Annotated in this window: 22 protein-coding genes and 6 pseudogenes; 10 read left to right on the top strand and 18 right to left on the bottom strand. The window is 58.6% G+C overall.

Annotated features, from left to right (window positions below; genetic code table 11):
* Positions 1-235, top strand: a pseudogene (locus tag VSR71_RS34310) (transposase domain-containing protein); the annotation flags it as partial.
* A 53-nt stretch (positions 236-288) separates the two neighbouring features.
* Here VSR71_RS34310 and VSR71_RS34305 read toward each other — a convergent pair.
* The 13 genes and pseudogenes from VSR71_RS34305 to VSR71_RS34245 form a co-directional block, all read right to left on the bottom strand.
* A pseudogene (locus VSR71_RS34305) lies at positions 289-399 on the bottom strand (adenylate/guanylate cyclase domain-containing protein); the annotation flags it as partial.
* Positions 400-1,032: 633 nt separating this feature from the next.
* Positions 1,033-1,287 carry a hypothetical protein gene (locus VSR71_RS34300; RefSeq protein WP_115684083.1) on the bottom strand — a complete coding sequence of 85 codons (255 nt, stop codon included), beginning with the start codon at positions 1,285-1,287 and terminating at the stop codon, positions 1,033-1,035.
* Positions 1,288-1,303: 16 nt separating this feature from the next.
* Complete coding sequence (locus tag VSR71_RS34295; protein ID WP_115684082.1) at positions 1,304-1,588, bottom strand: hypothetical protein; 285 nt, start codon at positions 1,586-1,588, stop codon at positions 1,304-1,306.
* 108 nt (positions 1,589-1,696) lie between these two features.
* Complete coding sequence (locus VSR71_RS34290; protein WP_116335520.1) at positions 1,697-2,572, bottom strand: hypothetical protein; 876 nt, start codon at positions 2,570-2,572, stop codon at positions 1,697-1,699.
* Positions 2,573-2,743: 171 nt separating this feature from the next.
* On the bottom strand, positions 2,744-3,040 hold the full coding sequence (locus tag VSR71_RS34285; protein ID WP_115684080.1) for a hypothetical protein: 297 nt from the start codon (positions 3,038-3,040) through the stop codon (positions 2,744-2,746).
* Positions 3,041-3,062: 22 nt separating this feature from the next.
* Positions 3,063-3,278, bottom strand: a complete 216-nt coding sequence (locus VSR71_RS34280; protein ID WP_115684079.1) for a hypothetical protein — start codon at positions 3,276-3,278, stop codon at positions 3,063-3,065.
* Between the two features lie 659 nt (positions 3,279-3,937).
* Positions 3,938-4,222: a hypothetical protein gene (locus tag VSR71_RS34275; protein WP_342917832.1), complete on the bottom strand. Its 285-nt coding sequence runs from the start codon at positions 4,220-4,222 to the stop codon at positions 3,938-3,940.
* 235 nt (positions 4,223-4,457) lie between these two features.
* Positions 4,458-4,808 carry a hypothetical protein gene (locus VSR71_RS34270; protein ID WP_197717982.1) on the bottom strand — a complete coding sequence of 117 codons (351 nt, stop codon included), beginning with the start codon at positions 4,806-4,808 and terminating at the stop codon, positions 4,458-4,460.
* 11 nt (positions 4,809-4,819) lie between these two features.
* Entirely contained in the window at positions 4,820-5,236 is a 417-nt protein-coding gene (locus tag VSR71_RS34265) for a hypothetical protein (RefSeq protein ID WP_147298480.1), read from the bottom strand.
* A 30-nt stretch (positions 5,237-5,266) separates the two neighbouring features.
* On the bottom strand, positions 5,267-5,500 hold the full coding sequence (locus VSR71_RS34260; protein ID WP_147298479.1) for a hypothetical protein: 234 nt from the start codon (positions 5,498-5,500) through the stop codon (positions 5,267-5,269).
* Positions 5,501-5,641: 141 nt separating this feature from the next.
* Complete coding sequence (locus tag VSR71_RS34255) at positions 5,642-5,821, bottom strand: hypothetical protein (protein ID WP_232344713.1); 180 nt, start codon at positions 5,819-5,821, stop codon at positions 5,642-5,644.
* A 74-nt stretch (positions 5,822-5,895) separates the two neighbouring features.
* Positions 5,896-6,492: a hypothetical protein gene (locus VSR71_RS34250; protein WP_231942377.1), complete on the bottom strand. Its 597-nt coding sequence runs from the start codon at positions 6,490-6,492 to the stop codon at positions 5,896-5,898.
* A 483-nt stretch (positions 6,493-6,975) separates the two neighbouring features.
* Complete coding sequence (locus VSR71_RS34245; RefSeq protein WP_115684076.1) at positions 6,976-7,665, bottom strand: tyrosine-type recombinase/integrase; 690 nt, start codon at positions 7,663-7,665, stop codon at positions 6,976-6,978.
* A gap of 807 nt (positions 7,666-8,472) precedes the next feature.
* On the opposite strand from VSR71_RS34245, the gene VSR71_RS34240 reads away from it, so the two are divergent.
* Together VSR71_RS34240 and VSR71_RS34235 are read left to right on the top strand one after the other, a co-directional pair.
* A complete protein-coding gene (locus VSR71_RS34240; protein WP_115684075.1) occupies positions 8,473-9,678 on the top strand; it encodes a hypothetical protein in 1,206 nt (401 codons plus the stop codon).
* Positions 9,679-9,744: 66 nt separating this feature from the next.
* Positions 9,745-10,509, top strand: a complete 765-nt coding sequence (locus VSR71_RS34235; protein ID WP_147298478.1) for a hypothetical protein — start codon at positions 9,745-9,747, stop codon at positions 10,507-10,509.
* A gap of 241 nt (positions 10,510-10,750) precedes the next feature.
* Here the strand turns inward: VSR71_RS34235 and VSR71_RS34230 are convergent, their stop codons facing one another.
* The 3 genes and pseudogenes from VSR71_RS34230 to VSR71_RS34220 all read right to left on the bottom strand — a co-directional run bounded on the left by VSR71_RS34230 (position 10,751) and on the right by VSR71_RS34220 (position 12,402).
* Positions 10,751-11,155: a hypothetical protein gene (locus VSR71_RS34230; protein WP_172583733.1), complete on the bottom strand. Its 405-nt coding sequence runs from the start codon at positions 11,153-11,155 to the stop codon at positions 10,751-10,753.
* Between the two features lie 518 nt (positions 11,156-11,673).
* A pseudogene (locus tag VSR71_RS34225) lies at positions 11,674-12,042 on the bottom strand (IS30 family transposase); the annotation flags it as partial.
* 132 nt (positions 12,043-12,174) lie between these two features.
* Positions 12,175-12,402, bottom strand: a complete 228-nt coding sequence (locus VSR71_RS34220; RefSeq protein WP_231942376.1) for an IS66 family transposase — start codon at positions 12,400-12,402, stop codon at positions 12,175-12,177.
* 342 nt (positions 12,403-12,744) lie between these two features.
* On the opposite strand from VSR71_RS34220, the pseudogene VSR71_RS34215 reads away from it, so the two are divergent.
* Positions 12,745-13,365, top strand: a pseudogene (locus VSR71_RS34215) (transposase).
* Positions 13,366-14,099: 734 nt separating this feature from the next.
* Positions 14,100-15,473: an alkaline phosphatase family protein gene (locus VSR71_RS34210; RefSeq protein ID WP_115684072.1), complete on the top strand. Its 1,374-nt coding sequence runs from the start codon at positions 14,100-14,102 to the stop codon at positions 15,471-15,473.
* A gap of 333 nt (positions 15,474-15,806) precedes the next feature.
* Here VSR71_RS34210 and VSR71_RS34205 read toward each other — a convergent pair.
* Positions 15,807-16,184 (bottom strand): annotated as a pseudogene (locus tag VSR71_RS34205) (transposase); the annotation flags it as partial.
* 4 nt (positions 16,185-16,188) lie between these two features.
* Here VSR71_RS34205 and VSR71_RS34200 point away from each other — a divergent pair.
* From VSR71_RS34200 to VSR71_RS34180, 5 genes and pseudogenes are all read left to right on the top strand, one after another.
* A pseudogene (locus VSR71_RS34200) lies at positions 16,189-16,386 on the top strand (Tn3 family transposase); the annotation flags it as partial.
* A 905-nt stretch (positions 16,387-17,291) separates the two neighbouring features.
* Complete coding sequence (locus VSR71_RS34195) at positions 17,292-17,594, top strand: acyl-CoA thioesterase (RefSeq protein WP_373424431.1); 303 nt, start codon at positions 17,292-17,294, stop codon at positions 17,592-17,594.
* A 209-nt stretch (positions 17,595-17,803) separates the two neighbouring features.
* A complete protein-coding gene (locus VSR71_RS34190; protein WP_115684071.1) occupies positions 17,804-20,131 on the top strand; it encodes a bifunctional salicylyl-CoA 5-hydroxylase/oxidoreductase in 2,328 nt (775 codons plus the stop codon).
* Positions 20,132-20,189: 58 nt separating this feature from the next.
* Positions 20,190-21,317: a cupin domain-containing protein gene (locus VSR71_RS34185; RefSeq protein ID WP_115684070.1), complete on the top strand. Its 1,128-nt coding sequence runs from the start codon at positions 20,190-20,192 to the stop codon at positions 21,315-21,317.
* A gap of 107 nt (positions 21,318-21,424) precedes the next feature.
* Positions 21,425-22,336 (top strand): fumarylacetoacetate hydrolase family protein, encoded by a 912-nt coding sequence (locus VSR71_RS34180; protein WP_115684069.1) that lies wholly within the window; start codon positions 21,425-21,427, stop codon positions 22,334-22,336.
* A gap of 193 nt (positions 22,337-22,529) precedes the next feature.
* Here VSR71_RS34180 and VSR71_RS34175 read toward each other — a convergent pair.
* Positions 22,530-22,720, bottom strand: a 191-nt coding sequence (locus VSR71_RS34175; RefSeq protein WP_342917831.1) for a hypothetical protein, incomplete at its 5' end; no start/stop codon positions are given.

Below are 22,720 nucleotides of genomic sequence, written 5' to 3'. Positions count from 1 at the left end.
GAATGCGCTGCGCGGTGTCGCGTTGGGTCGAAAGAATTTTTTATTCGCCGGCGCCGACAGTGGCGGCGAGCGTGCGGCCGCCATGTACTCGCTCATTGGGTCCTGCAAACTCAACGGCATCGATCCGTAGGCCTATCTGCGTCACGTCTTGGCCAACATCGCCGACCATCCCGTCAACCGGATCGACGAACTCCTGCCGTGGAACGTCGCCGCTCAACTGGCGTTGCAAGCTTAAAGCAGGACCATTCCTGTCTCGTCGTCAACCACGGTGCTGGCGATGCGCTTACGATCGTAAATGAACTTGCGCTTGCCGATCACGCCGGCCACTACCGAACCACTATTGAGGCCAATTCGAATCTGGAGGTTGTAGCCAGTGCGTTCATTGAACAGGCGAAGCGCGGCCGAGGGCAGGGCGCCGGTTGGCGCCAGCCGACCCGTTGCTGTCCCCACATGGTTGGCGTTTGAACGGCAGGCTTCGGAGTGGGACCGTCGTTTGAAAGTCCGAGAGACGGTGCGCACCATGGTTTGTGACCGGCCGACTGCGATTTACGGCGGCCAGGGGTGATCGTCCTTTTGCTGCAAATTGATACGGTCGCGCTCCCAAATCCTTTGTGAATCAACGAGTTGCGGAAGAGGCGAGGTTTTCGATAACAGCGAGATCGGAAAGCCTTGCTGCGAGCGGCTTTCCGGACGGTCACCGTATCATTCTGCAGCAAAAGGACGATCACCCCGGATCACCCGATCAACCGCGTCGACGAACTCATGCCGTGGGTCGTCACTGAGCAACTGGTTATGCCAGCGTAACTGCTGCGGCCGTCAAGACGGTACTGGCTACTCGCTTACCTAAGCATTTCAGCAGGCGATGGTCGACTTGCCCGTTGGCTGTGTGGTGGCCGTCAGTCCACTCCCACGGTTCATCAAGCGCGCCGTGAACACTGCAGTTCCGTTCGCCATCACATCGAGGACAATGGCCCTTGAACATCTCCATCTGGCTTTTCCTAGATTTTTCTTTGCCATTTCAGAACCGCAGCCTCAAATACGGCCGCTACGTTTAGCGGCGTCGAGACTTCCACACTCGTCAATGAAGGTGACCGGCCCGCGCTCTGGTGGCTTGCCTCCTTGGATGTAGGCTTTCACGCATGGCCTGCTGCCCCTATGCTCCGCCTTAATGCCGATAGAGAGGATCAAACTCAGCTGCAGCATATCCTCATCCGATACTAGCGGATCGATGGTGGCATTTCCCCCGATCAAGGCGGCTACCGCACGAAGCTTCTCTGCGTCCGTCACGATCCTTTCCGCCGAGTCAGTTAAGTGCTTTCGGACTGCCAACGGTGACGGTGATGATCTGCTCATCGATGGCTTTCTTTATCGCGCCGACCAACTGACCTGTCGCCTCAGGAGTAAGTCGCAGCGCCGTTGGAATGCCGTCCACTTGGCTGGCAATTGCCATGACGATGTTGATATCTATCCGATTCGCGTCGAATGTGATGCTCAGAGGGCCGTCGATTGGAATCACCATCGGTCCAAAGTCCCGGACATTCACTTTTTTTTGCGCGGCGTTACTCTGATCTTTGACTTCTTCACTCATCTCTTCTTTTCCATCCGGCTGCCGGCCGGTGCGGGGCGCCGATCGCGCCAAATGAAAAGGCTTCGCCATCTCGTTACTGAGGCGTGCCTTGGTTGGTTGTTCCCCTGTTTAGGAGCCGCCCCAGCTGATCGACTTGACGGTTTCTGCCTTGATCGAAAGAGTTTCGCCGGTCACATGCCACCGGAAGGCAGTCTTGGCATCTTCGTTGCTCGGGGTCCGGACTCGCACGAAGTAGGCCTCCTTGGTGCCATAGAGCATCCAGACGGGAAGACTGACAGTCGCCTTCTCCGTGGCCTCCATAGCGAGCCCGCCGGTCCGCGCCAGCAGACTTGTCGGCAGCGCGCTCGCCTCGACCACCAAGGTGGCCGACGATGGCTTGCCACCGCCCAGTGACTGCGGAATTTGCGGGTAAAGGGTCCACACGTAGAGCATCACCAACAGCCCGAGATACAGGGCGTACACGAGCAGCGTAAAGCTTCGCGCCACAGCCAGGACCATGTGCACCCAGCCAAGCAGCCTGCGCAGATGCGTGGACCACGCCGCATAATCCGCGGGCGTCTTGAGCTGCTTGGCACGCTGATCCTCCTTGGTCGCAACGGAGCACAGCCAGCGATTCATAAGCCGGGCGACCGGGTACGAGAGGGGGCCCAGAAACAGCGCCGGTCTCAGCGCCTTTAGAAGATCGTCCGAGAGATCGCCGCTCGCGTCCAGCCCGGTGGCACGTGACCACCCTGTGCGAACGTCCTCCATCGCCTCCGACGCGCCGCGCTGGAAGTATCCGAAGATGTGGTCGAGAAAGTAGCCGAACATTGCCAGCGGCACCCCGATCCAAACATAGATTGGGTGAATCAGCTCGATGACCGGCAGGCCCAGCCGCCACGTATGCAGCAGAACGATGAAGAAGCCGCAGGCGTAGGAGATAGAGGTCCACGTCACCAGAGACTTGACGCGCTCCTCGGCGAGTGGCCCTATCGGGCGGGTCAACGGCGCCGGCTCGGAACGGGGCGTGCCGCGGCCGTGCCGTGGCGACAGCACAACGGGAGGAATCCTTGCGGGACGCCGGAAGGGTTTCATAGTGGCCTTAGTCATCTCAGATGCGGACAATGCCTCCTTTCCGCACACTATCCGACTTCATCTTCTTGTTCGATCCATCGGTTAGGGGCCTGCCACGGCTTTAACCGCCGGGATAAGCTGAAAAAGAAAGCCGGTCATGATCATCACCAAGCCGAGCCTAGCCAGACCGTTATAGACGCGCATTCGCCGGGTCACCTCGATCTCGACATACATGCCTTCATTTAGCAGGCCGATTGAAGGCAAGCCGAAGAAGGTAACCATCAAGCCTCCGATGAATCCCAAGATTAGTCCAGTGACGTTCAGATCACCGCCGGCAAGGGCTGTGAACAGTCTCATGGCAAACTGTATAGCCTCGCTCACGCTTGCTTCCTTTTCCATGACGCAGGTGTGCTTTCTGCCTTCATCGCTTTTCCAGCAGTCGCTTGGCCGTCTGATAGCGCTCATAGGCCAGCGGCCGGAGGCGCTTGAGTTCCGCGTCCATGGACTTGCCCTTGATCTGCTCTCCGGCAATGAATGCGACGTGGTCGAGCGGGAGAAACGCGTTCAGCGGATCACGATACAAGCGGTCGATCTGACGCTCCAGAGTGCGGCGGTCAACGTCCAGCGGGATGCGCATAGTCGTCACCGGTGCGGACGATCCAACCACGGTGGGTGCTATTCGATGTCATCGCTTTTCCAAGCTTAAAGACTCGATGGCGGAAGAAGGAACTCGTCCGCGTTAAGACTCGGGTCTTCATGCACATAAATGTCTTCGTCGAAGGCCGGAAGATTGAATCTAAACGTCTCCGTCGGTAGCCCCCACAAAGTAAAAGGCTTAGTGGAGATGCCCCCTTCACTCTGAAGTTTGCGGAAAAGGTCGTAAGAAACCTTCACGCCTTGTGGTCGCTTCCTTGCGTTAGCAACTGCATCGCGAAATTTTTGAGTAGTCATCTTTTACCTCATTGTTGATTCGGAGAAGGGCGGAATCGGGTTGATCGCTCGCCGATTTTCCCGCGGTTAGTCGTCCACCAGGTCCGACATGTGGGCCAAGACACGGCGCGAAAACTGTGGCGCAGCTGCTTGCGGCGCATCAATGGTCGGAAAGCCGCCCGTCCCAAGCCGAGGTACAGCAGATCGAATGCGCCGGCGTCGTCGGTTATAGCGGTCATGTCCTGACCAGCAAAACGTGCGTAATGTGCGACAGGGCTACCACCATGCCACCGTTGTTGCGGTGCCACCGTCAGAACTTTGCCGCCACCGTGAAGTGCGATTTCCTTCGTTCTTTTCCTTGGTCATTCAGACGTATGGATACGCCACATGCCACGATATTCGCCCTCCCGCCAAAAACCTTCTAGGATCGGGCTGTTCGGAGCGATATGCAATGTCGCTTTTCTCGGGGCATTCCAAGACGTAGTGGCCTTGGTGTTCCGCAATTCCACGGTATGCCACGACTTCACCATCATAGAAATATTCGACACGAATATTCTTGTCATCACGCTTCACAGTGCATAGGAGTTCATCCACCTCATATGCGCCACTATGGTATGTCTCCATTCGACAGTCGTGATCGATAACGGTCATTCAGTTTTTTCCTTTGCGGATCAATCTACTGGCTTGCAATTCTGGCATGTGGCGGCAAATGCATGATCGACCTGTTCTGCGTCGGCCAGCGGAGGAAAAGCCCTTTGGAGCAATCGTAGGCGCTGGCCGTCACTAGCCATCCTCGACACAGGGCATTCGCCATCAATGCACTTCAGGGCGACCCACTCACCATTACCTACTGCGCATTGGAACGCTCCTCGCATGATTTCTTTTCCTACATCGCCAACGGGAAAATGATTCCCGGAAACTTGGGTCGAATGAGTTCCAGAAGCCGCTCGAACTGTGACGGCTCCAAGAACCGGCCGAGTGCGTCGCGCTTGCGGTACAGCTGGGCGGTCCCCAAGTGCAGGGTGCACCGTTTTGCGCCGCCGACGCAGTGGGCATGTGGATTTGAGGGATACGGATCGGCGTCGCTTTTGTGGACGCGCCAAACCTCGCCAGACACCTTAAAGTCTTCCTCAAGGATGTACCGGCCATCGCGCGTCTTCCATGTCGCCGCGCCAACACAAACGTCGACATATTTGCCGTTGTCTACAACGAATTCCTCGTTCGCGTCATCACTCATTTCTTTTCCGATCAGTTGCGCGTGCGCTGCGCAAATTCGAGAAGCGAGTAGTACAAGCGATTTACGACCTCGCAAAGCTGTGATGGATCGAAAGCGGCTTCTTCTACATCTGCCTTCCATGTTGGGTTTTTGGTGGACCAGAGACTTAGTTGCTCAGCCAAGTCCACGGGATCAAGGATTTTCTGCGCCGGAAGATACTGATTCAGGATGATCCCTGGCAGCCTTGCAATCAGATACCGACGAACAGCGGATCGTTGCGTCGGCGATACGTAGTTGCTCACCCAGTCCTGAAATGCCATAGAGATCCCGGCAACGAAGGCCTCTTGTGCAAACTCACGGCAAAGTTCCAGTACTTGCCAGTTCGAATCTCCGCGCGGGGCTAACGCGGCCTTCTGCTGCAATCGATGCTTTACATAATCGGATGTCATTCGAGCTTCTTCCTTGCTTTTCAGAGAGCACTAGTCTTGCAGTCCGTGAGCTGCCATCAAGGCCCGACCTATGTCTTGCATCCTCTCATTCGCGCAGTTCCAACTGCCGAACAATTGATCCCACCTCTCTTGAGACACGATGACTCCAGACGTAGGAAGATTCGCCATGTGATCGGCGAGCGCTTGCAGCGCAGCAGCAGCAGCAGCAGCAGCAGCTCTTTGGAGGGACCAAAGGCGCTCAATTTCTTGAGGGTCGATTGTCATGTTGTTTCCTTGTGCCGGCACGGCCGGCGCTTTTCCTATCTTCGCCTGCTTTGGGCACAGCGCGGCGACGCGTCGCCTGAAGCTTGGCTGCTTCTTTGGGAGCACCGCGCGCGTGGCGCAACGTTAATCAATCAAGCCGTGCTAATGACCGACTGCGACGACAGCGTCCACAAAGCGTTTGGCAGTGGCGCGATCCATTATGACGACTTTGCCATCCACGGTAAGATAAATACTGTCCTCTGGGTAATACGAGGAGCGACCCAGTTCGACTTCCAGCGACTGTTTGCCACCCTGGTCGCATATCGTTTCTTCAAAGTACATGGTTGTCGCCATAAAATATCCCCATTAAAACGTTTAGCTTTTCCCTGTGCCCGCACTGCCGGGCTTTTCCGTGGTTACTGCACCGCGTTGATACGTGCTACGTCTTTCGGTAACTGCAAGGGCAAATGTTCGCGAATGACCGGGGCCCACTGTCGCCAACTGAAGAAAGCGCTCGGATGACGGATGAGGAGTAGCTTTAGCGTGCGGCCATCATTAGCAATGGTAACCATGCGCGGACGAGTCCGCCCGATCTTTGCCGGCAAGCAGCTCTGCTCGAAGGATACCCCTCGGAGCCTAATGGCTTCCACCAGCGCGTCGACCTTCCTGGCTTCTAGCCCATAGATAATGGCCTGGTCGACCGCCATCATGTGGGACAGCTCGAAGAATTCCTGCCAGCCTTTCAGATATTGGGGGTAAGTCGGCCGAGCCTTGATGTCCTTGAGCGGCTCCAGTACCAGATTGTGGTAAGCCACCGTTGACCACAGTTCGCGCTTTTGTTCAGCGCTTGGCTCGCGTTTGCGGTAGACGGCCCGCTCGATGTTGCGTACGTAGGGGGAGTCGCGACGATAGTCCAGAGCGTGGCGGCGGTGCGTCTCCCGCAGGCCATTGGTTTCCTTATACCGCGTATCGAACCCATTCCCCCAATCGTAGACGCTCTCGCCGACCACCATGGTCCGTAACGCCGAGGTTGAAAAACTCTTCCCAACCCACGGCCACCAGGGCAAGCCGGGGCGGCCGGCAAATGCGGGGTCAAAATGAAGTGTCCAGCAGATTCTCAAGTTCCAACATGTTCAGGAAAGCTATCAATGGAGAAACCAGAACTCCCGGATTAACATAGCTGTCATCGGTTGCTCGCAGAAGAATCCACGGAGTGCCACGTCAGAATTTCCTGAATGTATGCGCGGCCCATCTCTGGTAAGGCCCGGAAGTCAGAGGACTCGCTCGGCAAGAGCCACTTGTCAAGAGTTCGTCTGGACACACTTAGGCGCGCCGCGAACTCCTCGCGCGTCATTTCAAGCTGGCTCATTGCCTCACGCAGTAGAGTCTGCTGGGTGGCCCGGAAGAGCTTCATGTTTGATGCCATTTGACCTAATGGATATCGGTCTCGTTTAGCTGACTCTGTATATCCCCAACGGGGAGTGCCTTCAATTACCCTAAAGGAGGGTATCGAAAGCGGCGGCTGCCTCCAGAAGGTCGCGTTCGGTGACTTCTAGGTAGGGAGCAACATGATCAATGTGGGAGTGGCCGAGTAGCAATTGGACGGTGTCTATCGAGTGCCCCTGCGCGAGAAGCCGGCTGGCGAACGTCCGTCGACCGGAGTGGCTGCTATATCCCTTCCCAAGTCCAGCCCTTCGGTAGAGGCCCGTCACATAGCTTTGCAAGCTGTCGGCCGCCAGGTAATCGACCTTCTCGCCGGCTTCGTTAGTCCGGCGTTTGATGCTCAGCTCGTACGGGCCACCCTTATGCGTCAGGGTGAGGCACGTCTGGGGCATCAGCCCACGATACATGCGGCGCTCCATCGCCGTGCCCTTGTAGTGCGCCCACCGTCGTTCGATGTATTGCTGCAGGGCCGTAACTGTCTTCGGATGGCTCAAATAGATGCAGCGCTGCCGGCATCCCTTCGTGATCGCTGGCCGCAGGCTAACCTCTTCGCGAATTTTGCCGGCAGGCATAAGCACGTCAGCAACCTCGATCCGTGCGATCTCTGACACCCGCATGCCGCAGGTAAACCCCAACAACAGAATGAGCTCGTCACGCTCGGGGTGCCGGCTGGTGGCAGCGGTCACGCGGAGCAAGTGACGGATCTGGGAAGGTTTGAGGGTCTTGGCGCGCTTGATAGACATGGCTTCTCCAATCTCGGAATACGCTCGATTTCGAGCGGCGTTACGAGAGAGAAACGGCCGGCGCTCCTTTCCATGATAAACCCGCTAGCTTCCTAGCGTCCTCGGAAAAATCCGCAACACGTCCTGCCTCAGCAGAGATTCCGGCTCTACATCCGCAACTTCCGCAATTTTTTGGGAGGTCGACATCTCCCGTCCCAAAAACCGGCGACACCTGATCCGGTCGAGTGGCCGCGCGCCGGCGTAGCGGGACAAGCGCCCAGAGCGGTTCTGATTCCGCAGGAATGACCGGCGCGCAGGCATTTCGCAAGCCGTCGCAATTCCCGCGCCGTGTTTTGCCGGACTGCGGCATCTTGTTCCCAGAACCGCCGCAAGCCCGGGCGGGTCTAGCGCCCCCCCAACTTGCTAAGAGCCGTCTCGACGCGGACTGCGGCGTCGGTGCGTTACCCGCGCCGGAAAAATATAGGCTCTCGGCCTGACGGCGGAGAACCACCAAACAATCGGGCAACCGTTGGACATCGACGGTTCGCCGGTGTCCGCCAGACCGACTAGGCCAAGCCGGCCTCAAGAAAAGCAACCGCGCCCCGCCGGAGAGGATGGCAGCAGAGGTCAATGACAGCAACCGACGCACGCCGTCCATGAACCCCCGAAGCAGGCGGTGTTTCCTCCCTCAATGCCGCCAAGGCCGCCACAGCCACCGCTCCGGTCTGGGTTGCTCTCCTAGTTGCTTGAAACTCACGGCGAGGGCGGAGTAACGATCTCGGCCGTGCATGCATGACTACATCAAGATTGCGTGGTCGCTGCCGATATATGGGACTGGGCCGCATCCAACAAACAAAACAGATGAAATTTTTCGGTCATCAGAAGCGTTACTCCACGAACGATGCAGTCGTTTTTGCCTCAGGCACGGAGTCCACATTTGAGAAGAAGGTCATGGCGGCACGGGCTGGCAGAGATCAGTGCGTGGAAGCCTTCCTCAAGGCGGCAAGTGATGAGGAAAAGAGGAACTTCATCACCGCCTTCTTCGACTTGGTGGAACTGCTCACGTATTACGCGACCGTGTCGGAGCGGCTCTTTATTTTCATCGACAACAATGTCCTGCAGGACATACTGAAGCGCGACGGAGAACGAGAAGCTCGCCGGCGGACCCGATATCACGCGTTGTTGGCTGTTCTTGCCGTGGCCGAGGATCACTTTATACTGGATATCTTCGCTTGCGTGACCCCCGCAGTGCTGTACGAGGCGGCATATCGTGGTAGCCGCCGGATTCCTGAGTTGCAAGCCGAAGTCGTCGACGCCATCGCACAGCTTGGTCTGATGACACATTTTGTTGGCGTTAACAGCACAGAAGAACTAGGGGGACTGTTTAAAGCTATCCGTTGTGATGAACTGGCAATCAGGGCGGCATTGGACAAAATCAAGAGTCAATCCTGGGCCAGGAACTTCGCTGGCACTTTGCCAGGGGGAACGCTGATCCCATTGGGCGTTGCCGAGCGTGAATGTCCTCAGGTATCGCTGAGCTACTTCGATCCTTGGTACGTCAAATTCCTTCTGATGCATGACATTGAAAAGCGAATGTTTGCTGAGAACTCGAACCAGAAAAAGGCTCGAAGATTCATGACCAATCCACAGGAGAAAGCTTTCTCAGTCCTCAAGACGAAGGATGACGGTGTGGAAGGCCTCGGTGACATCGAGCTAATGACATATTGCGATCTCGGGTCACAAACCTTGGGACGCGCACCGCACATAACGTTTGGGCTAACGTTTGACGACGGGCTTCGTAAAGCGTTGCAACGGCGTGCGACCGTCCGATCGCAAGTATCGGTGCGAGGAGGTGTGGATAATGCCAGAGAGGGTGCAAGTCGCATCAGCTATTTTTTCGCGGATTCTGCTCGGCGGACTAACAAAGCGGAGCGTAGAAGAAAGGAGTATGTCGAAGCTGCCCAGAAGGCTTTTCGGTTCATTCGCGACGCGATAGGCCTTCCGAAGGACGCGGGCGCTTCAGGCAGCGTGTAGGCCTCTGATTGGAGACCGCCTGGGTCCCGAGTTACAATTCTGTAACAACTTTCATCCTATGAGCGAATGAAACAGATTCTATGGATTGCCGCGCTTTCGCTGGCCTTGCCGGCATGCACGCCAATCACGGCGAAGTCGCGGGCGTCTGCCGTGGGAGCGTCAAGCGAAGCCGCCGCGGCCGTTTGCCCATCGAAGCCTAATATGGTCGGGTGTGAGAAAGGGATGTGGGCGCTCAACCGCTCCGGTTTTGCTGTGATCGCTGTCCTGGACCAGAACGCCACCTATCGGATCTGCGTAAACCGCGGATCGAAAGGCCCTGTGCTCGTGGCGGTCGACCAGGCGGTGATCAACCCGCAGGGGAACCTTCCGGCAATCTACCCGCCTCCGACCGCTGAACAAGCCTTCAACTCAGCCTGCTCGCTCGTCACTGGCAAGACGATCCATGTCCAAGCTGTCGACACCCTCAGCAATCCGCAGCCCGCGTTCGGCGAGTACCAACGAATGGACGGCGTGAATCCGCTGAATAACCTGCATCCATTCCATCTGCAGATGGTTGCCGGCGCAGATAAGGACAATTCGGCTCTGCTTACTTCCACGCAGGAAACCAGATTGCATCGCGTGTGCATTGGCCCCTTGGCGCCACCCGACTCACTCGGGGAAGGCCGCCGCCATATCTACACCGACAAGGGCTATGTGCTCGCCAAGGGTAACGCGTCGCGGGGCTTCGCCTTCTCCAACAGTACCTGCGTCGATCTCAGTGCAAAGCAAGTCGTTCTGTTCGGACCTATTCCGGCGCCGAACGAAAGTGTCAGCGGCTTTGTCGCGTACTGACTCCCAGTCTCACAAAAAACTCGTAGTCTCACGAATTCCCATTTCCTGCGCCGGGCATGGTGGTTAAGGGCTCGGGTGGCGAGGCGCTGGTCTCGGATCGGGTGTAACGCATAGCGCAGGCGTTGGTTTGCTGGTCGAGCCGCAGGAATTTGACATAACGCCCGTACACCGAAATTTTTGCCCGGGCGCCAGGGGTGCTAGGTTTGATGGCGGGGCAGAGCTTTGCCGTGGTCACCACACCTCAATCGGCTTCTGACCCGCACGCACCGGCAACGGGTGCGAAGTCGAAATGGGCCGCGGCATACAACGCATTGCACGCCCAGACCTCATACCCCTGCTTGTCGCAGGCGGCGCGGTCCCGCTTCCATATGGCGAATGGAGGCGCTGTCAATCCTGCAACAGGCGTAGCACAGTCGCGTAGCATCTTCGTGTAGTCTCGCCACCAAATTACCTCCTGCAATCCGGTGCGATTTCCATGGCATGATACCTTCAATTTATGGCCCGGGCCTTCTGCGTCGGCGCCATCATTGTGATCGTCGCCATTGTCTCCAGGCAAGTCTATCTGCGCAGCGCCGCAGAGGCGGACGTAGCCGATGCGGATGCGGAACTCGCGACCATGATGTTGATTCGCTGCTAGACGATGCACGATCGTCTGCAGAATGAAGCGCAGTTTGGCTGTAGAGGCTGCCGATGCGCGGCCGCGTGCTCATTGTCGGGAATCCGAAGTTCGGCAAATCTCGATGCACTCTGTGCCGGTGTAGCGCTAGCGGCTGTCCGCTTCCGGAAGGGGCGCAGGACTTTCCGCTTGCTTCGTCCCCGTGGCTTCTTTTCGCGTAGCCTCGCTACAGGTCAATGCCAGCAGATCCCCTGCGGCGGTTCAGACGCCACCCCTTGCCCGCGTTAGGGCGAAGACCTAAACCAAGCGAAAAAAGAATAGCCTGCTGCAAGGGCGGGCTGGAATCCCTTCGGTGAAAGAGAGGAGACAAGGTGAGTATAAACCCCAACAAGAAATCTTGCAGAGCATGGCACGGGCCGTCGGGTGGTGCCAACCATTACTTTCACGATGGTGAAACAATGAAATGGCGATGCTAGCGAACGGTCAATGAACGCAAGATCTCGCCGGTGCCTAACTAGTCGTCTCTTCGCGACTGCAGATTCAACCGGTCAACGCAACAGCTTATGGAATCGTTCAGCCGGTGTATCGAAGTTTAGTGTTTTGCGCGGACGTTCATTGAGCCGCCTGGCGATGGCGTTGAGCTTGGCCTGCGAATAGACAGAGAGATCGGTGCCTTTCGGGAAGTTCTGCCTCAAGAGCCCGTTCGTCTTTTCGTTCGTGCCACGTTGCCAGGGATTCTGAGGATCGCAGAAGTAGACCTAGATGTCGGTCGCGACAGTGAAGCGCTTGTAACCAGCCATCTCCGTGCCACGATCCCAAGTCAGCGATTTGTACTGTTCCTGCGGCAGCTTGCCAGCGTGCTTGATCAGGGCGTTGACTACAGCCTCGGAGTCCTTGCTGGCAATCTTTACCAACATCCCTTGCCAACATCGCTCTTTGCCGTCTTCGCTGGTACCTCCCAGGAAGGCAATCGGGTACTGCGCACCTCGACCAATACGGAAGTCGTAGATCACGCCAGGCTGTGGATCGAAGGTGCCTCGCGAATAGGCTCAGACGTACACGCGCTTGGTCTTGCCGGCTCCCGGGTCGAGCATTACCACCGGCGTCTCGTCAGCATGCAGAGCCCTTGCTGGAAGTACGAAGCGCTTGTGCGCTTCATAGAGCGGTTCCAACGCCGCGCCAACACGCCCGGCCCAGGCAGCCAGTGTGGAGCGCGGCGTGTGTACGCCCGAGCGGGCGTTGATCGTCTCCTGCCGGTAGTATGGGAGGTGATCCACGAAGCGGCTGATCAGCGTGTGCGCGACCAGGCCAGCTGCTGGTAGGCCGCCGTCGATGACTTGTGGTTCAACTGGCTTTTATACCAGGCGTTGGCAGCATCGGCAGGCCCACTTGCCATAGATGTGGCGGTGCAGAATGACTCCGCCGGCACGGTATCCAACTTCTCGCTGACGTCCTCACCCACGCGTACTATGGTCCGTCCACCTCCCGGTGTTGGGCAGTGGGTATCCTCGGGCTCGTGGTGATGCTCGACTTGGCGCAGGTGCGCGGGAAGTGGCCAAGACATCGAAGTGTCCAAGTGGGATGATGTGCACATTTCCCGGCAATCGGAGGATCCTGAAATGAATTCTATGGCCGTGGGTGTGGATATCGCGAAGTCGGCGTTTCAGGTGCACTACATCGACCAGGCAACGGGCGAGATCGTGAACAAGCAGATCAAGCGAGCCAAGTTCCTCGAGCACTTTGCAAACCGTGCTCCCTGCCTGATCGGAATGGAGGCGTGCGGCCGTGCACACCGTTGGGCGAGGCAGTTGACGAAGATGAGGGCACCAGCTGAGGCTGATGCCAGCAGAGTTCAACGGTCGCGATGATGGGCGATGCGAAGACATTCCGGTCAGGGCGGGAGTTGCCGCGTGGGCAGGCCTTGTGCCAAAGCAAACCGGATTGGGCGGAAAGGTGAATCTGCACGGAATCAGCAAAAGAGGTGATATGTAGTCTGCGTACCCTCTTGATCCAACGGTGCGCGCAGCGTCGTGACGCGTGCTAAGGATTCCGGTCCCTGGCTTGAGCAAATGACAAAGCGGCGACCTCTGAATGTCATAGTCGTTGCGCTGGCCAACAAGATGGCGCGCATGATATGGGCGGTTCTGGCCCATGACCGGCCGTATCAGAAGGATTACATCAGCGTTGAAGCCGGCTTGAGCGGTAAGCACCACGTTGAGATGAGCGTTTTTGCGGGGTGAAACGTCGAAGGTTGCGTTGGTAATCGAGTGTGATGACCAGTCGGGTAGGACCGGGACCTGCTAAGCCTGTGGGGTAATACGAGCCTTGAACTCGCAGTACGAATGAGGCGCGGGTCAGTGTATTTAATAGGGGCCAGCAGCGGCGATACCGGCTGCAAGAGGGCCGAATATAGAGCTGCAGCCCATCCTGTCAGTCTCTGAACAAGCGAAAACCTAGCGCAAACGGGACGCGTTCATATAGATTACCCTATTCGGCAGCGTCCTGCATAATTAATAACTAAATTTGTCGCGGTTCTCATATGTATTAAAATGGTTATAGATATAAAAATCAGACAAACACCTACATGTAATTTCCGCAAAGGTAACGTAAGCTGGTTTTAGGGATTGACCCCATCCCAACTTCAATATCCCCGTGTGAGCCCGCCCCAGGTGGGCTTCTTTTTTGACACCGAACGAGACACCGCGCAACGGACATAGGTAACCGATTGGAAGGAGTTTGCCGTGCCGAGGCTGCGGAGAAAGCGTGAATTGCCAGTGTCTAAGAGGCGGGGCAAGAGACGTGCCGGCGCTGGGCGGCGCGATGCCAGATAGCTGAAAGGGGCGACCGTTTCTCAGACGGTGACTGACGCGCGCGCGTACCGTTGTAGGCGTAACGCAATAACCCAAACGTCCTTCGTAATTGCCATGTCACAGTGGTCAGGAAAACTCCCTTTTCGCGAGCCAACCAAAACGATATGAGCAACAACACCCCCTACGATCCACAACCTTCGCTCGCCGCAGCTGTGGCCGAAGACGCGCAGGCCCTGCTGATTGCCAACTCGCGGCGGCGAGACCTTATCAAGGGCGGACTGGCTGCATCGCTGGTCTCGATGTTTGGTAGCTCCTTGCTTGCCGGCTATGGAGGCGACGATGATGGTGTTTGGGTGCCGAAGCGCACGGTCATGGTGATCCTGGAAAACAAGTCGCTGCAGGAACTGGTGGGTGACCCAGCCATGCCCTATCTGAACTCACTGGCCGACAACAGCGCATTGATGGCTAACGCCTATTTCGCCGAAACCCCCTATGGCATCGCGCCAACCGGGTTCCGGCATTCGGTCCCGTCACGCGGCAGCCAGACCAACTACTTTTATCTCTATGCGGGCAACAACCAGGGCGCTCTGCCCGACTGGTTCCAGTCACCCGGTTCGCCGTTTCTGGGCACGGCCTACCAAGACCCTTATGGCAACAAGCTGGCCGAGCCGATCAAGAATACCCCCGTTGGCATCAGCAACAACCTGATACCTGCGAACATGCGGCCGTTCACCACTCCGAACCTGGGCGCCGCCATCATCCAGGCGGGGCATACGTTTGCCTCGTTCTCCGAGTGGCTGCCGTACCCTAGCTTCGATAAAAAAGGCTACACCAAGGACCCCGTCATCGATGGCTACGCGCGCCGGCATAACCCGGTCATCAACTGGATCAACCTGCCCAAGACCGATGTGCCGGCCAGCAAATCCCGCTTTGTGCTGCCGCTGTCCGCCAACCTGTCCATGACCGCAACCACTGATCCTACCGACGGCCAGAAATACCCGGGCTTCGGCATCGACAAGGACGGCAAGCCGGCGGGCTACGACCAGTTGCCCACCGTGTCGATCGTAGTACCAACCAATGCCAATAACATCCACACGGGCTCCAAGGCAGCGTGCGACCAGTGGCTGCAGGCCAACATCAAGTCTTATGCGGATTGGGCGCGTGCCAACGACAGCCTGCTGATTGTCACCACCGATGAAGATGGCTTTACCGACAACACCAACGGCACCGGGCCCTATGACGCCTACATCGGGCAAATTGCCAAGATCGCGGGCAGCTATCAATACGGCATCGACCGCATCACCACGCTGTTCTACGGGCCGGAAAACAAGGTGGCGCGAGGCATCTACCGCGATCGGATCGACCACCTGAACGTCCTCGCTACCATCCTCGACCTGTATGGTGCGCTCGACCAGTTCAAGGCGGATTTCGCACAAGCCTACGTCGGCAGCAGCGACCTGTTCCGTGCCAACGAAGCGCGCCGGCAGCTGGCCAACCTTGTACCTTTGCGCAACGTCTTCGGCAGGGTCGCGGCGTAGCCCTTCTCAACGCTGCACCAAGGCCGGATAGCCTAGCGGGGTAGTCCTTCTTTTTGTGCATGTATGGACCCGACGCCTTTTGCAAGCTTCTTGTTGGTGATGTCGAACGGCCTGCATGCATGTATCCGGCTTGCCTAGTGGGCCCTTGCCGAAGCATGCCCGCAGCCTCGATGAGATCCGCGCATCCCGTCCTTAGCAAAATCGCGGCGTGCCTCAGAGGCCGCCGGCACCAAAATCAGGCTTCAGGATGCTGGTTCAACCAATTTCGCCATCGCTTTGAGAAGCTTCGCAAACCTGCGTGGGTATCCCTCCTCCTTGCAAGCGGTTGTTGGGTTATGCTGCCGCGCTTCGCGTTATGTAGGTCGAGTCGCTGCTGAGCAGCGCCTGGATGACGCGAGCGCTCTTGTTGGCCAGCGCGACCGCCGCGCAGTTGTGTCCCCGTCGTGCAATCAACTGCTGCAGTCAGACGCTCTGTGGATCGGACTTTGTCGTTGAGTAACGCAGCACGACCCGGGCGCCGTGGATGAGCAGGGTCCGCAGGTAGGTGTCGCCGCGCCGGCTGATGCCGTGAAGCCGAGGTTTGCCTCCCGAGGAGTACTGATGTGGTACCAGGCCGAGCCAGGCCGCCAGATGCCGGCCGTTCCTGAATTGCTTGGCATCCCCGACTGCGGCAACCATGGCCGTGGCGGTGACCGGACCGATGCCAGGCACCTCCGTCGTGCTGCGGCGGTTCGGCAGCGCCGCCCAAGGCGACCCTATCCATCGGGCAGCACATCATCAGGGCAAGATGCTGCGCACGCTCTTCTTGTGCGATTTTTTCAGCAATACCGAGTTTCGACGGGAGCTGCGCACGCTACTCAACCGAGGGGAGTCGGTGCACCAACTCCAGCGCGCCATTTACTCGAACAAGGTAGCTGTTTTGACCTAGTTGAATGGTGGTTTGAAGCCACTTTGAAGCAAGTGGCCATCGACATTGTTCGCCGGCAGCTTACGTGAATGCGCGAATCGACTTGCTGTAGCCATGCTGAATGCCAGAAGAGAAAAATCCACCACACTCGCGCCATCGCGTACAGCGCTCGCATTCGGGTGCGTATTCGTTCTTCCAATCCGAGATTGAACTTGACATAAGCGGGCTCGACGTCGGAATTCACCAAGCACAGTTGATGGTTGTAAACCGATGTCCGAAGCCCATAGCTCCTCGGAATCCGAACAGCTGTGCTGAGCTCGGCTTTGTAGTCGGCAGGGTCAATCCATAGCGCGTCCAGGTTCGCGCGGGTGAAACCGGTCATCTCCAGCGCCATTAGGCGCGATGTGGTCTACAAACAAGAGGTTCCGTGCAATGAACTCGGCGAGTGCTGACAGTCCTACGTAGGTTTGCTTGTGTACGACAACACGAATCTCGACCTTCTGATTCAGGCGCTTCAGGTTTAGAATGCCCGAATTGTCTCGTCAAAGGCGCCGTCGGCTTGGACGACATAGTCGTGTCGTGCCGGGTCCGCCGAGTACACCGGAATGCCTATCGTGACATCCGGGTGCTGGACTGCCGCATATTCCTCGGCGAACGCTGCGTCAGAAAATTTGCGGCCGTTGGAGAGGATGTGCAGAGACGTACGTGGCAACCAGTTCTTGATCTGGTGAAGCAGGTCTAGCAAGAAGCTGAAGGAAGCCCTGGTGCGCCACGCGCTGGCGTGACCTAACTCCGAACCCCTTGCAGGAATTGAAGATCATGACCGCTCCGCACACCTTCAGGCGCCAGCACAAGATCCATTTCTCCGAATGCGATCCCGCTGGGATTGTGTTCCCCCCTAGTACTTCGTGATGTTTAACGACCTGATCGAAGGCTGGATCGACACCCTGTTGCCGGATGGGTACCACGGTGTGATTGGCGCGCGCCGGCTCGGGATGCCAACGGTCCACCTCGAGGTGGACTTCAAAGCGGTCAGCCGCTTTGGCGAGAAGGTCTGGCTGGAGCTTGAAGTGCTGCGTGTTGGCGGAAAGTCGATCACCCTGGCCTGGCGATGCTCGCGGGCAGACGGCGACGTGCGACTGGCGGCCACACAGACCATCGTGATGACCTCTCTCGACACGCACTTGGCGATCCCGGTCCCGGATAACCTGTGAGCTGCCATCGAGCATGGGACGGCCCCGGCCCGCACAGAACATGGGGCGTTGACTGAGTTGGCTCACCGTATCGGGACGCATTCTGCTTCGGGCGGTTGGCCTTTTCGCGAAACGGTCTAAATCCAGCACGTTCAGACCTTGGGCAAATGCCAACGCGACCCGCGCGGGGGCGCCGAAGGCTCCGGTGATAACTTGATTTGGAAACAGCCATGAAGATCGTATGTATCGGCGGTGGTCCCGCCGGCCTCTATTTCGGCCTGTTGATGAAACTGCAGGATCTCGCCAATGAAGTCGTCGTGGTGGAGCGCAATCGCCCCTATGACACTTTCGGATGGGGAGTTGTGTTCTCCGACGCAACCCTAGGCAACCTGCGGGAAGCCGATCCTGTTTCGGCCGACACGATCGGCGACGCGTTCAATCGCTGGGACGACGTTGAAGTTCACTTCAAGGGCCGGGCGGTGCGCAGCGGCGGTCACGGTTTCATCGGCATCGGCCGTAAGCGCCTGTTGAACATCCTGCAGGCGCGTTGCGAGGAAGTCGGCGTCGAACTGGTTTTCGAAACCAATGTCGACGACGACCAGGTCATCGCGCGCAAGTACAACGCCGACCTGGTCCTTGCCTCTGACGGCCTGAACAGCGTGGTGCGTAAACGCTACGCCGACACGTTCCGCCCGGATATCGACACCCGCAAGTGCCGCTTCGTCTGGCTGGGCACGAGAAAGGTATTCGACGCGTTCAACTTCATTTTCGTGCCGACCGAGCATGGCTGGTTCCAGGCGCACGCCTACCGTTTCGAAGACGGGACTTCGACATTCATTGTCGAGACACCCGAAGAAACGTGGAAGGCGGCGGGCATCGACCAGATGAGCCAGGAAGAAGGTATCGCCTACTGCGAGCGCCTTTTCGCCCCGTACCTGGATGGGAATCCGCTCATCAGCAACGCCTCTCACCTGCGCGGCTCGGCGATATGGATTCAGTTCCCGCGCGTGATCTGCGAAAAGTGGGTGCATTGGAACACGCTGACTACCGACAACGGCGCTGATAAGAAAGTGCCGGTGGTGCTGATGGGTGATGCTGCGCACACCGCACACTTCTCGATTGGTTCCGGCACCAAGCTGGCGCTCGAGGATGCCATCGAGTTGGCGCGTACCATCAAGCGTGTCGATGGCTCATTGGAAGCGGCGCTGGCGCAGTACGAAGCGGTGCGTTCCGTCGAAGTCCTGAAAATACAGAATGCGGCGCGCAACTCCACCGAATGGTTCGAGAACGTCAAGCGCTATGAAGAACTGGAACCCGAGCAGTTCGCGTACTCGCTGCTGACCCGCTCACAACGCATCTCGCACGAGAACCTGCGCCTGCGCGACAAGGCCTGGCTGGAAGGTTATGAATCCTGGCTGGCCAAGCGCGCCGGCACCGAAGCCACGGCGGTGCCGCCTCTCCTGACGCCCTACACCGTACGCGGGGTCGCGCTGAAGAACCGCGTGGTGGTCTCCCCGACCGCTATGTATTCGTGCCAGGACGGCATGCCGGGCACCTTCCACATGGTCCACCTCGGGAGCCGCGCGCTGGGCGGTGCCGGACTCGTGATGGTGGAAATGACCGCGGTCTCGCCCGACGGACGCATCACGCCGGGTTGCCCGGGGCTTTGGAACGACGAGCAGGTTTCGGCTTTTTCCAGCATTATCGGGTTCGTCCATGAGCACACCAGTGCGCGCATCGGCGTGCAGATCGGCCATGCCGGCCGGCGCGGCTCCACCCAACTCGGCTGGGAACAGGCTGACCACCCGCTGCCCGCGAACAACTGGCCCCTGCTTTCGGCTTCCGCCCTGCCTTACCAGCCGGGCATTTCGCAAACGCCTCGCGCCATGACGCGCGAAGACATGGACCGCGTGCGCGACGACTTTGTCGCGGCTGCCCGGCGCGCGGCGGCAGCCGGCTTCGACTGGCTGGAGCTGCAAGCCGGCCACGGCTACCTGCTCTCGTGCTTCATCTCCCCGGTGACCAACCACCGTACCGACCAATACGGCGGCACGCTTGCGCAGCGCATGGCGTTCCCGATCGAAGTGCTGGTGGCGGTACGGGAAGCGTGGCCTCAGGACAAACCGATTTCTGTGCGGATTTCGGCTACGGATTGGGTAAACGGCGGCATCAGCGCAGATGACGCGGTCGAAATGGCGCGCCTGTTCAAGCAAGCCGGTGCGGACGTGATTGACTGCTCGTCCGGCGAAGTGACGCCGGAACAGAAGCCGGTATACGGGCGCATGTTCCAGACCCCGTTTTCCGACCGTGTCCGCAACGAGGCTGGCGTACCGACCATCGCCGTGGGCGCCATCACGGAAGTCGACCAGGTCAACGGCATCATCGCCTCGGGGCGCGCCGACCTTTGCGCAATCTCGCGCCCGCACCTGGCCGACCCTGCCTGGCTACTGCACGAGACGGCCAAGCTCGGCTACCACAGTGTCGAATGGCCAAAACAATACCTGCTTGCAAAGGACCAGCTCGAGCGAAACCTAAAGCGTGCGGCAGCCGGCGCCTGATTGTTGCTACCCCTCAGGCGATCCCTCTGGGGAAGAATACACACAAGAGAGGAAGACGATGTCGAATACCTCATATGACACTTACCGCGAGAACGTAGCGGGTCGTGCAGACGTGGCGGACACCCCCGAGCTGCTGGCCTACTACAAGGAACTGGCCGCTCTCAAGACGGGGGCCCTCTGGACCGTTGCCAACAAGATCGAGCCGTGGCAGCCGAAGTCGGAATCGTTGCCGGTGCTGTGGCGCTACCGCGATCTGCGTGACCATGTACTGCGTTCGGTTGACCTCGTTACGCCCGAGAAAGCGGGCCGCCGGGTGATCTACCTGAACAATCCGGGCCGCCAGGACGTGTCCGCGGCCGTGGGCTGGCTTTACTCCGGCCTGCAGGTGATGCATCCGGGCGAGGCCGCGTCGGCGCACGCGCATTCGTCCTCGGCGCTGCGCTTCATCATGGAAGGCAGCGGTGCGTACACGATCGTCGATGGCCACAAGATGACGCTGAACGCCAATGACTTCGTGCTGACGCCTAACGGCACCTGGCACGAGCACGGTGTGTCTGCCGACGGCACGACCTGCATCTGGCAAGACGGCCTGGATATTCCCCTGGTCAACGCGATGGAAGCCGGCTTCTACGCCGTCCATCCGGATCTCCGGCAGGCCGCCACGTATCCGGTCGACGACATGCCGGCCATCTGGGGCGGCAAGGGCCTGCGCCCTCACGGTGGCAACTGGACCAAGCCTTATTCACCGCTGTTCAAGTATGAATGGGCGCCGACCTACGAGGCGCTGGTTCGCCACAGCAAGGTGACGGACGGAAGCCCGTTCGACGGAGTGCTGATGCACTACGTCAATCCGGTCAGCGGGGGACCGGTGATGCCGACGATCGGCGCCAGCATGCAGCTATTGCGCCCGGGCGAAGCCACCCAGGCGCATCGCCACACCGGCAGCTTCATCTACCAGGTCGCCAAGGGCACTGGCTATTCAGTCATCAATGGCCAGCGCTTTGACTGGACCGAGCGCGACATCTTTTGCGTGCCCTCCTGGGCCTTCCATGAGCACGCCAACGCGTCGTTCGGTGATGACGCGGTGCTGTTCTGCTTCAACGACCTGCCCGTCATGCATTCGTTGGGGCTGTACCGCGAAGAGGCGTTGTCGGAGAACGGCGGCCACCAGGTGCTAGCCGCCTGACATAAGAACCATCGTTGTGCGTTGCCCATGTACACGACTTGCACAACCTGAACTTTGTTGATTTGCGCAGCCGCCGACAACGCGGCATTCACTGGAGTAGCAATACCATGCGTCTCGTTACATATCGCTCGGAAGTCACCGCCGCCGCCCGCCTGGGCGCCATTGTCGACGGCAGCATCGTTGACCTTGCCCGCTTCGGTGCCGCCGTCGGCGTGGACATTCCGTCCACCATGCTCGAGTTCATCGACTTGGGACCCGAGTCAGTCCGCTCGACCAGCGCGCTGCTGAACGAGTATCGCGGCAAGCTGCCCTTCGGCGTGGCCTTCCCGGCCTCGAACGTCAAGCTGTTGGCCCCGATCTCGCGCCCCCGCAAGAACATCTGGGGCATTGGCCTGAACTACGTCGAGCACGTGGCCGAATCCAGCCGCAGCCTGGACACCTCCAAGGAACTGCCCAAGGAGCCGGTGATTTTCTCCAAGCCGCCGACCACCGTGATTGGCCCGGGCGATGCCATTGAGCACAACAAGGAAATCACCCAGCAGATGGACTGGGAAGTCGAACTCGCCGTCGTCATTGGCACCCGCGGCAAGGGCGTGAAGGAGGCTGATGCGCTGAACTATGTGTTTGGCTACAGCGTGATGATCGATATCTCGGCACGCGACTGCCGCCGCGATGGCCAATGGATTTACTCGAAGGGCCAGGACACCTACGCGCCGTTCGGTCCGGTCATCGTCACCGCTGACGAAATTCCCAACCCGCACACGCTAGACCTGTCGCTGACCGTCAACGGCGTGACCAAGCAGAGTTCCAATACCCGCCACATGCTGTTCAAGGTGCCCGCGCTGATCGCGGACATCAGCAAGGGCATGGCCTTGGAGCCGGGCGACATCATCGCCACGGGGACGCCGGACGGTGTCGGCGCAGGCCGCACCCCGCAGGAGTGGCTGTGGCCGGGCGACACCGTGGTGGCCACGGTGGAAGGCATCGGCACGTTGCGCCACCCGGTGGTGGCGGTCTGATTGCCGGTATCCGATGAAACGATGATCCCGACGCGATATGCGTTCGGGACTGGCCATACAGAAGCGTAAGGAGGGGTAGTCGTCCTTTTCGTGCAAAATCTTACGGTTATCTAAAAATTTTCCTTTTGAATCAATTGATTGAGAATCCGTCAATGTTGCAAGTGCCGTTCTTTTTGTGCAAAACCTTACGCATTCAAGCTGCTGGAACAGCCACGCCGAGATTTGTCCGATAGTCAGTCAGCAACTGCTGCTGATGGGTAAGCGCATCGCCAGCACCGTGGTTGACGACGAGACAGGAATGGTCCTGCTTTAAGCTTGCAACGCCAGTTGAGCGGCGACGTTCCACGGCAGGCGTTCGTCGATCCGGTTGATGGGATGGTCGGC

Source organism: Cupriavidus oxalaticus, assembly GCF_038900635.1.
In the GTDB taxonomy this organism is placed as follows: domain Bacteria; phylum Pseudomonadota; class Gammaproteobacteria; order Burkholderiales; family Burkholderiaceae; genus Cupriavidus; species Cupriavidus oxalaticus_B.
This window is presented reverse-complemented; position numbering and strand designations above follow the sequence as displayed.

Coding starts and splice junctions, on each gene's coding strand:
- VSR71_RS34275 (WP_342917832.1), bottom strand. CDS start 4,222: ATGACCGTTATCGATCACGACTGTCGAATGGAGACATACCATAGTGGC.
- VSR71_RS34210 (WP_115684072.1), top strand. CDS start 14,100: ATGAGCAACAACACCCCCTACGATCCACAACCTTCGCTCGCCGCAGCT.
- VSR71_RS34255 (WP_232344713.1), bottom strand. CDS start 5,821: ATGTACTTTGAAGAAACGATATGCGACCAGGGTGGCAAACAGTCGCTG.
- VSR71_RS34285 (WP_115684080.1), bottom strand. CDS start 3,040: ATGGAAAAGGAAGCAAGCGTGAGCGAGGCTATACAGTTTGCCATGAGA.
- VSR71_RS34245 (WP_115684076.1), bottom strand. CDS start 7,665: ATGTCTATCAAGCGCGCCAAGACCCTCAAACCTTCCCAGATCCGTCAC.
- VSR71_RS34295 (WP_115684082.1), bottom strand. CDS start 1,588: ATGAGTGAAGAAGTCAAAGATCAGAGTAACGCCGCGCAAAAAAAAGTG.
- VSR71_RS34190 (WP_115684071.1), top strand. CDS start 17,804: ATGAAGATCGTATGTATCGGCGGTGGTCCCGCCGGCCTCTATTTCGGC.
- VSR71_RS34235 (WP_147298478.1), top strand. CDS start 9,745: ATGAAACAGATTCTATGGATTGCCGCGCTTTCGCTGGCCTTGCCGGCA.
- VSR71_RS34250 (WP_231942377.1), bottom strand. CDS start 6,492: ATGGTGGTCGGCGAGAGCGTCTACGATTGGGGGAATGGGTTCGATACG.
- VSR71_RS34270 (WP_197717982.1), bottom strand. CDS start 4,808: ATGAGTGATGACGCGAACGAGGAATTCGTTGTAGACAACGGCAAATAT.
- VSR71_RS34260 (WP_147298479.1), bottom strand. CDS start 5,500: ATGACAATCGACCCTCAAGAAATTGAGCGCCTTTGGTCCCTCCAAAGA.
- VSR71_RS34265 (WP_147298480.1), bottom strand. CDS start 5,236: ATGACATCCGATTATGTAAAGCATCGATTGCAGCAGAAGGCCGCGTTA.
- VSR71_RS34185 (WP_115684070.1), top strand. CDS start 20,190: ATGTCGAATACCTCATATGACACTTACCGCGAGAACGTAGCGGGTCGT.
- VSR71_RS34240 (WP_115684075.1), top strand. CDS start 8,473: ATGGGACTGGGCCGCATCCAACAAACAAAACAGATGAAATTTTTCGGT.
- VSR71_RS34280 (WP_115684079.1), bottom strand. CDS start 3,278: ATGCGCATCCCGCTGGACGTTGACCGCCGCACTCTGGAGCGTCAGATC.
- VSR71_RS34195 (WP_373424431.1), top strand. CDS start 17,292: ATGTTTAACGACCTGATCGAAGGCTGGATCGACACCCTGTTGCCGGAT.
- VSR71_RS34180 (WP_115684069.1), top strand. CDS start 21,425: ATGCGTCTCGTTACATATCGCTCGGAAGTCACCGCCGCCGCCCGCCTG.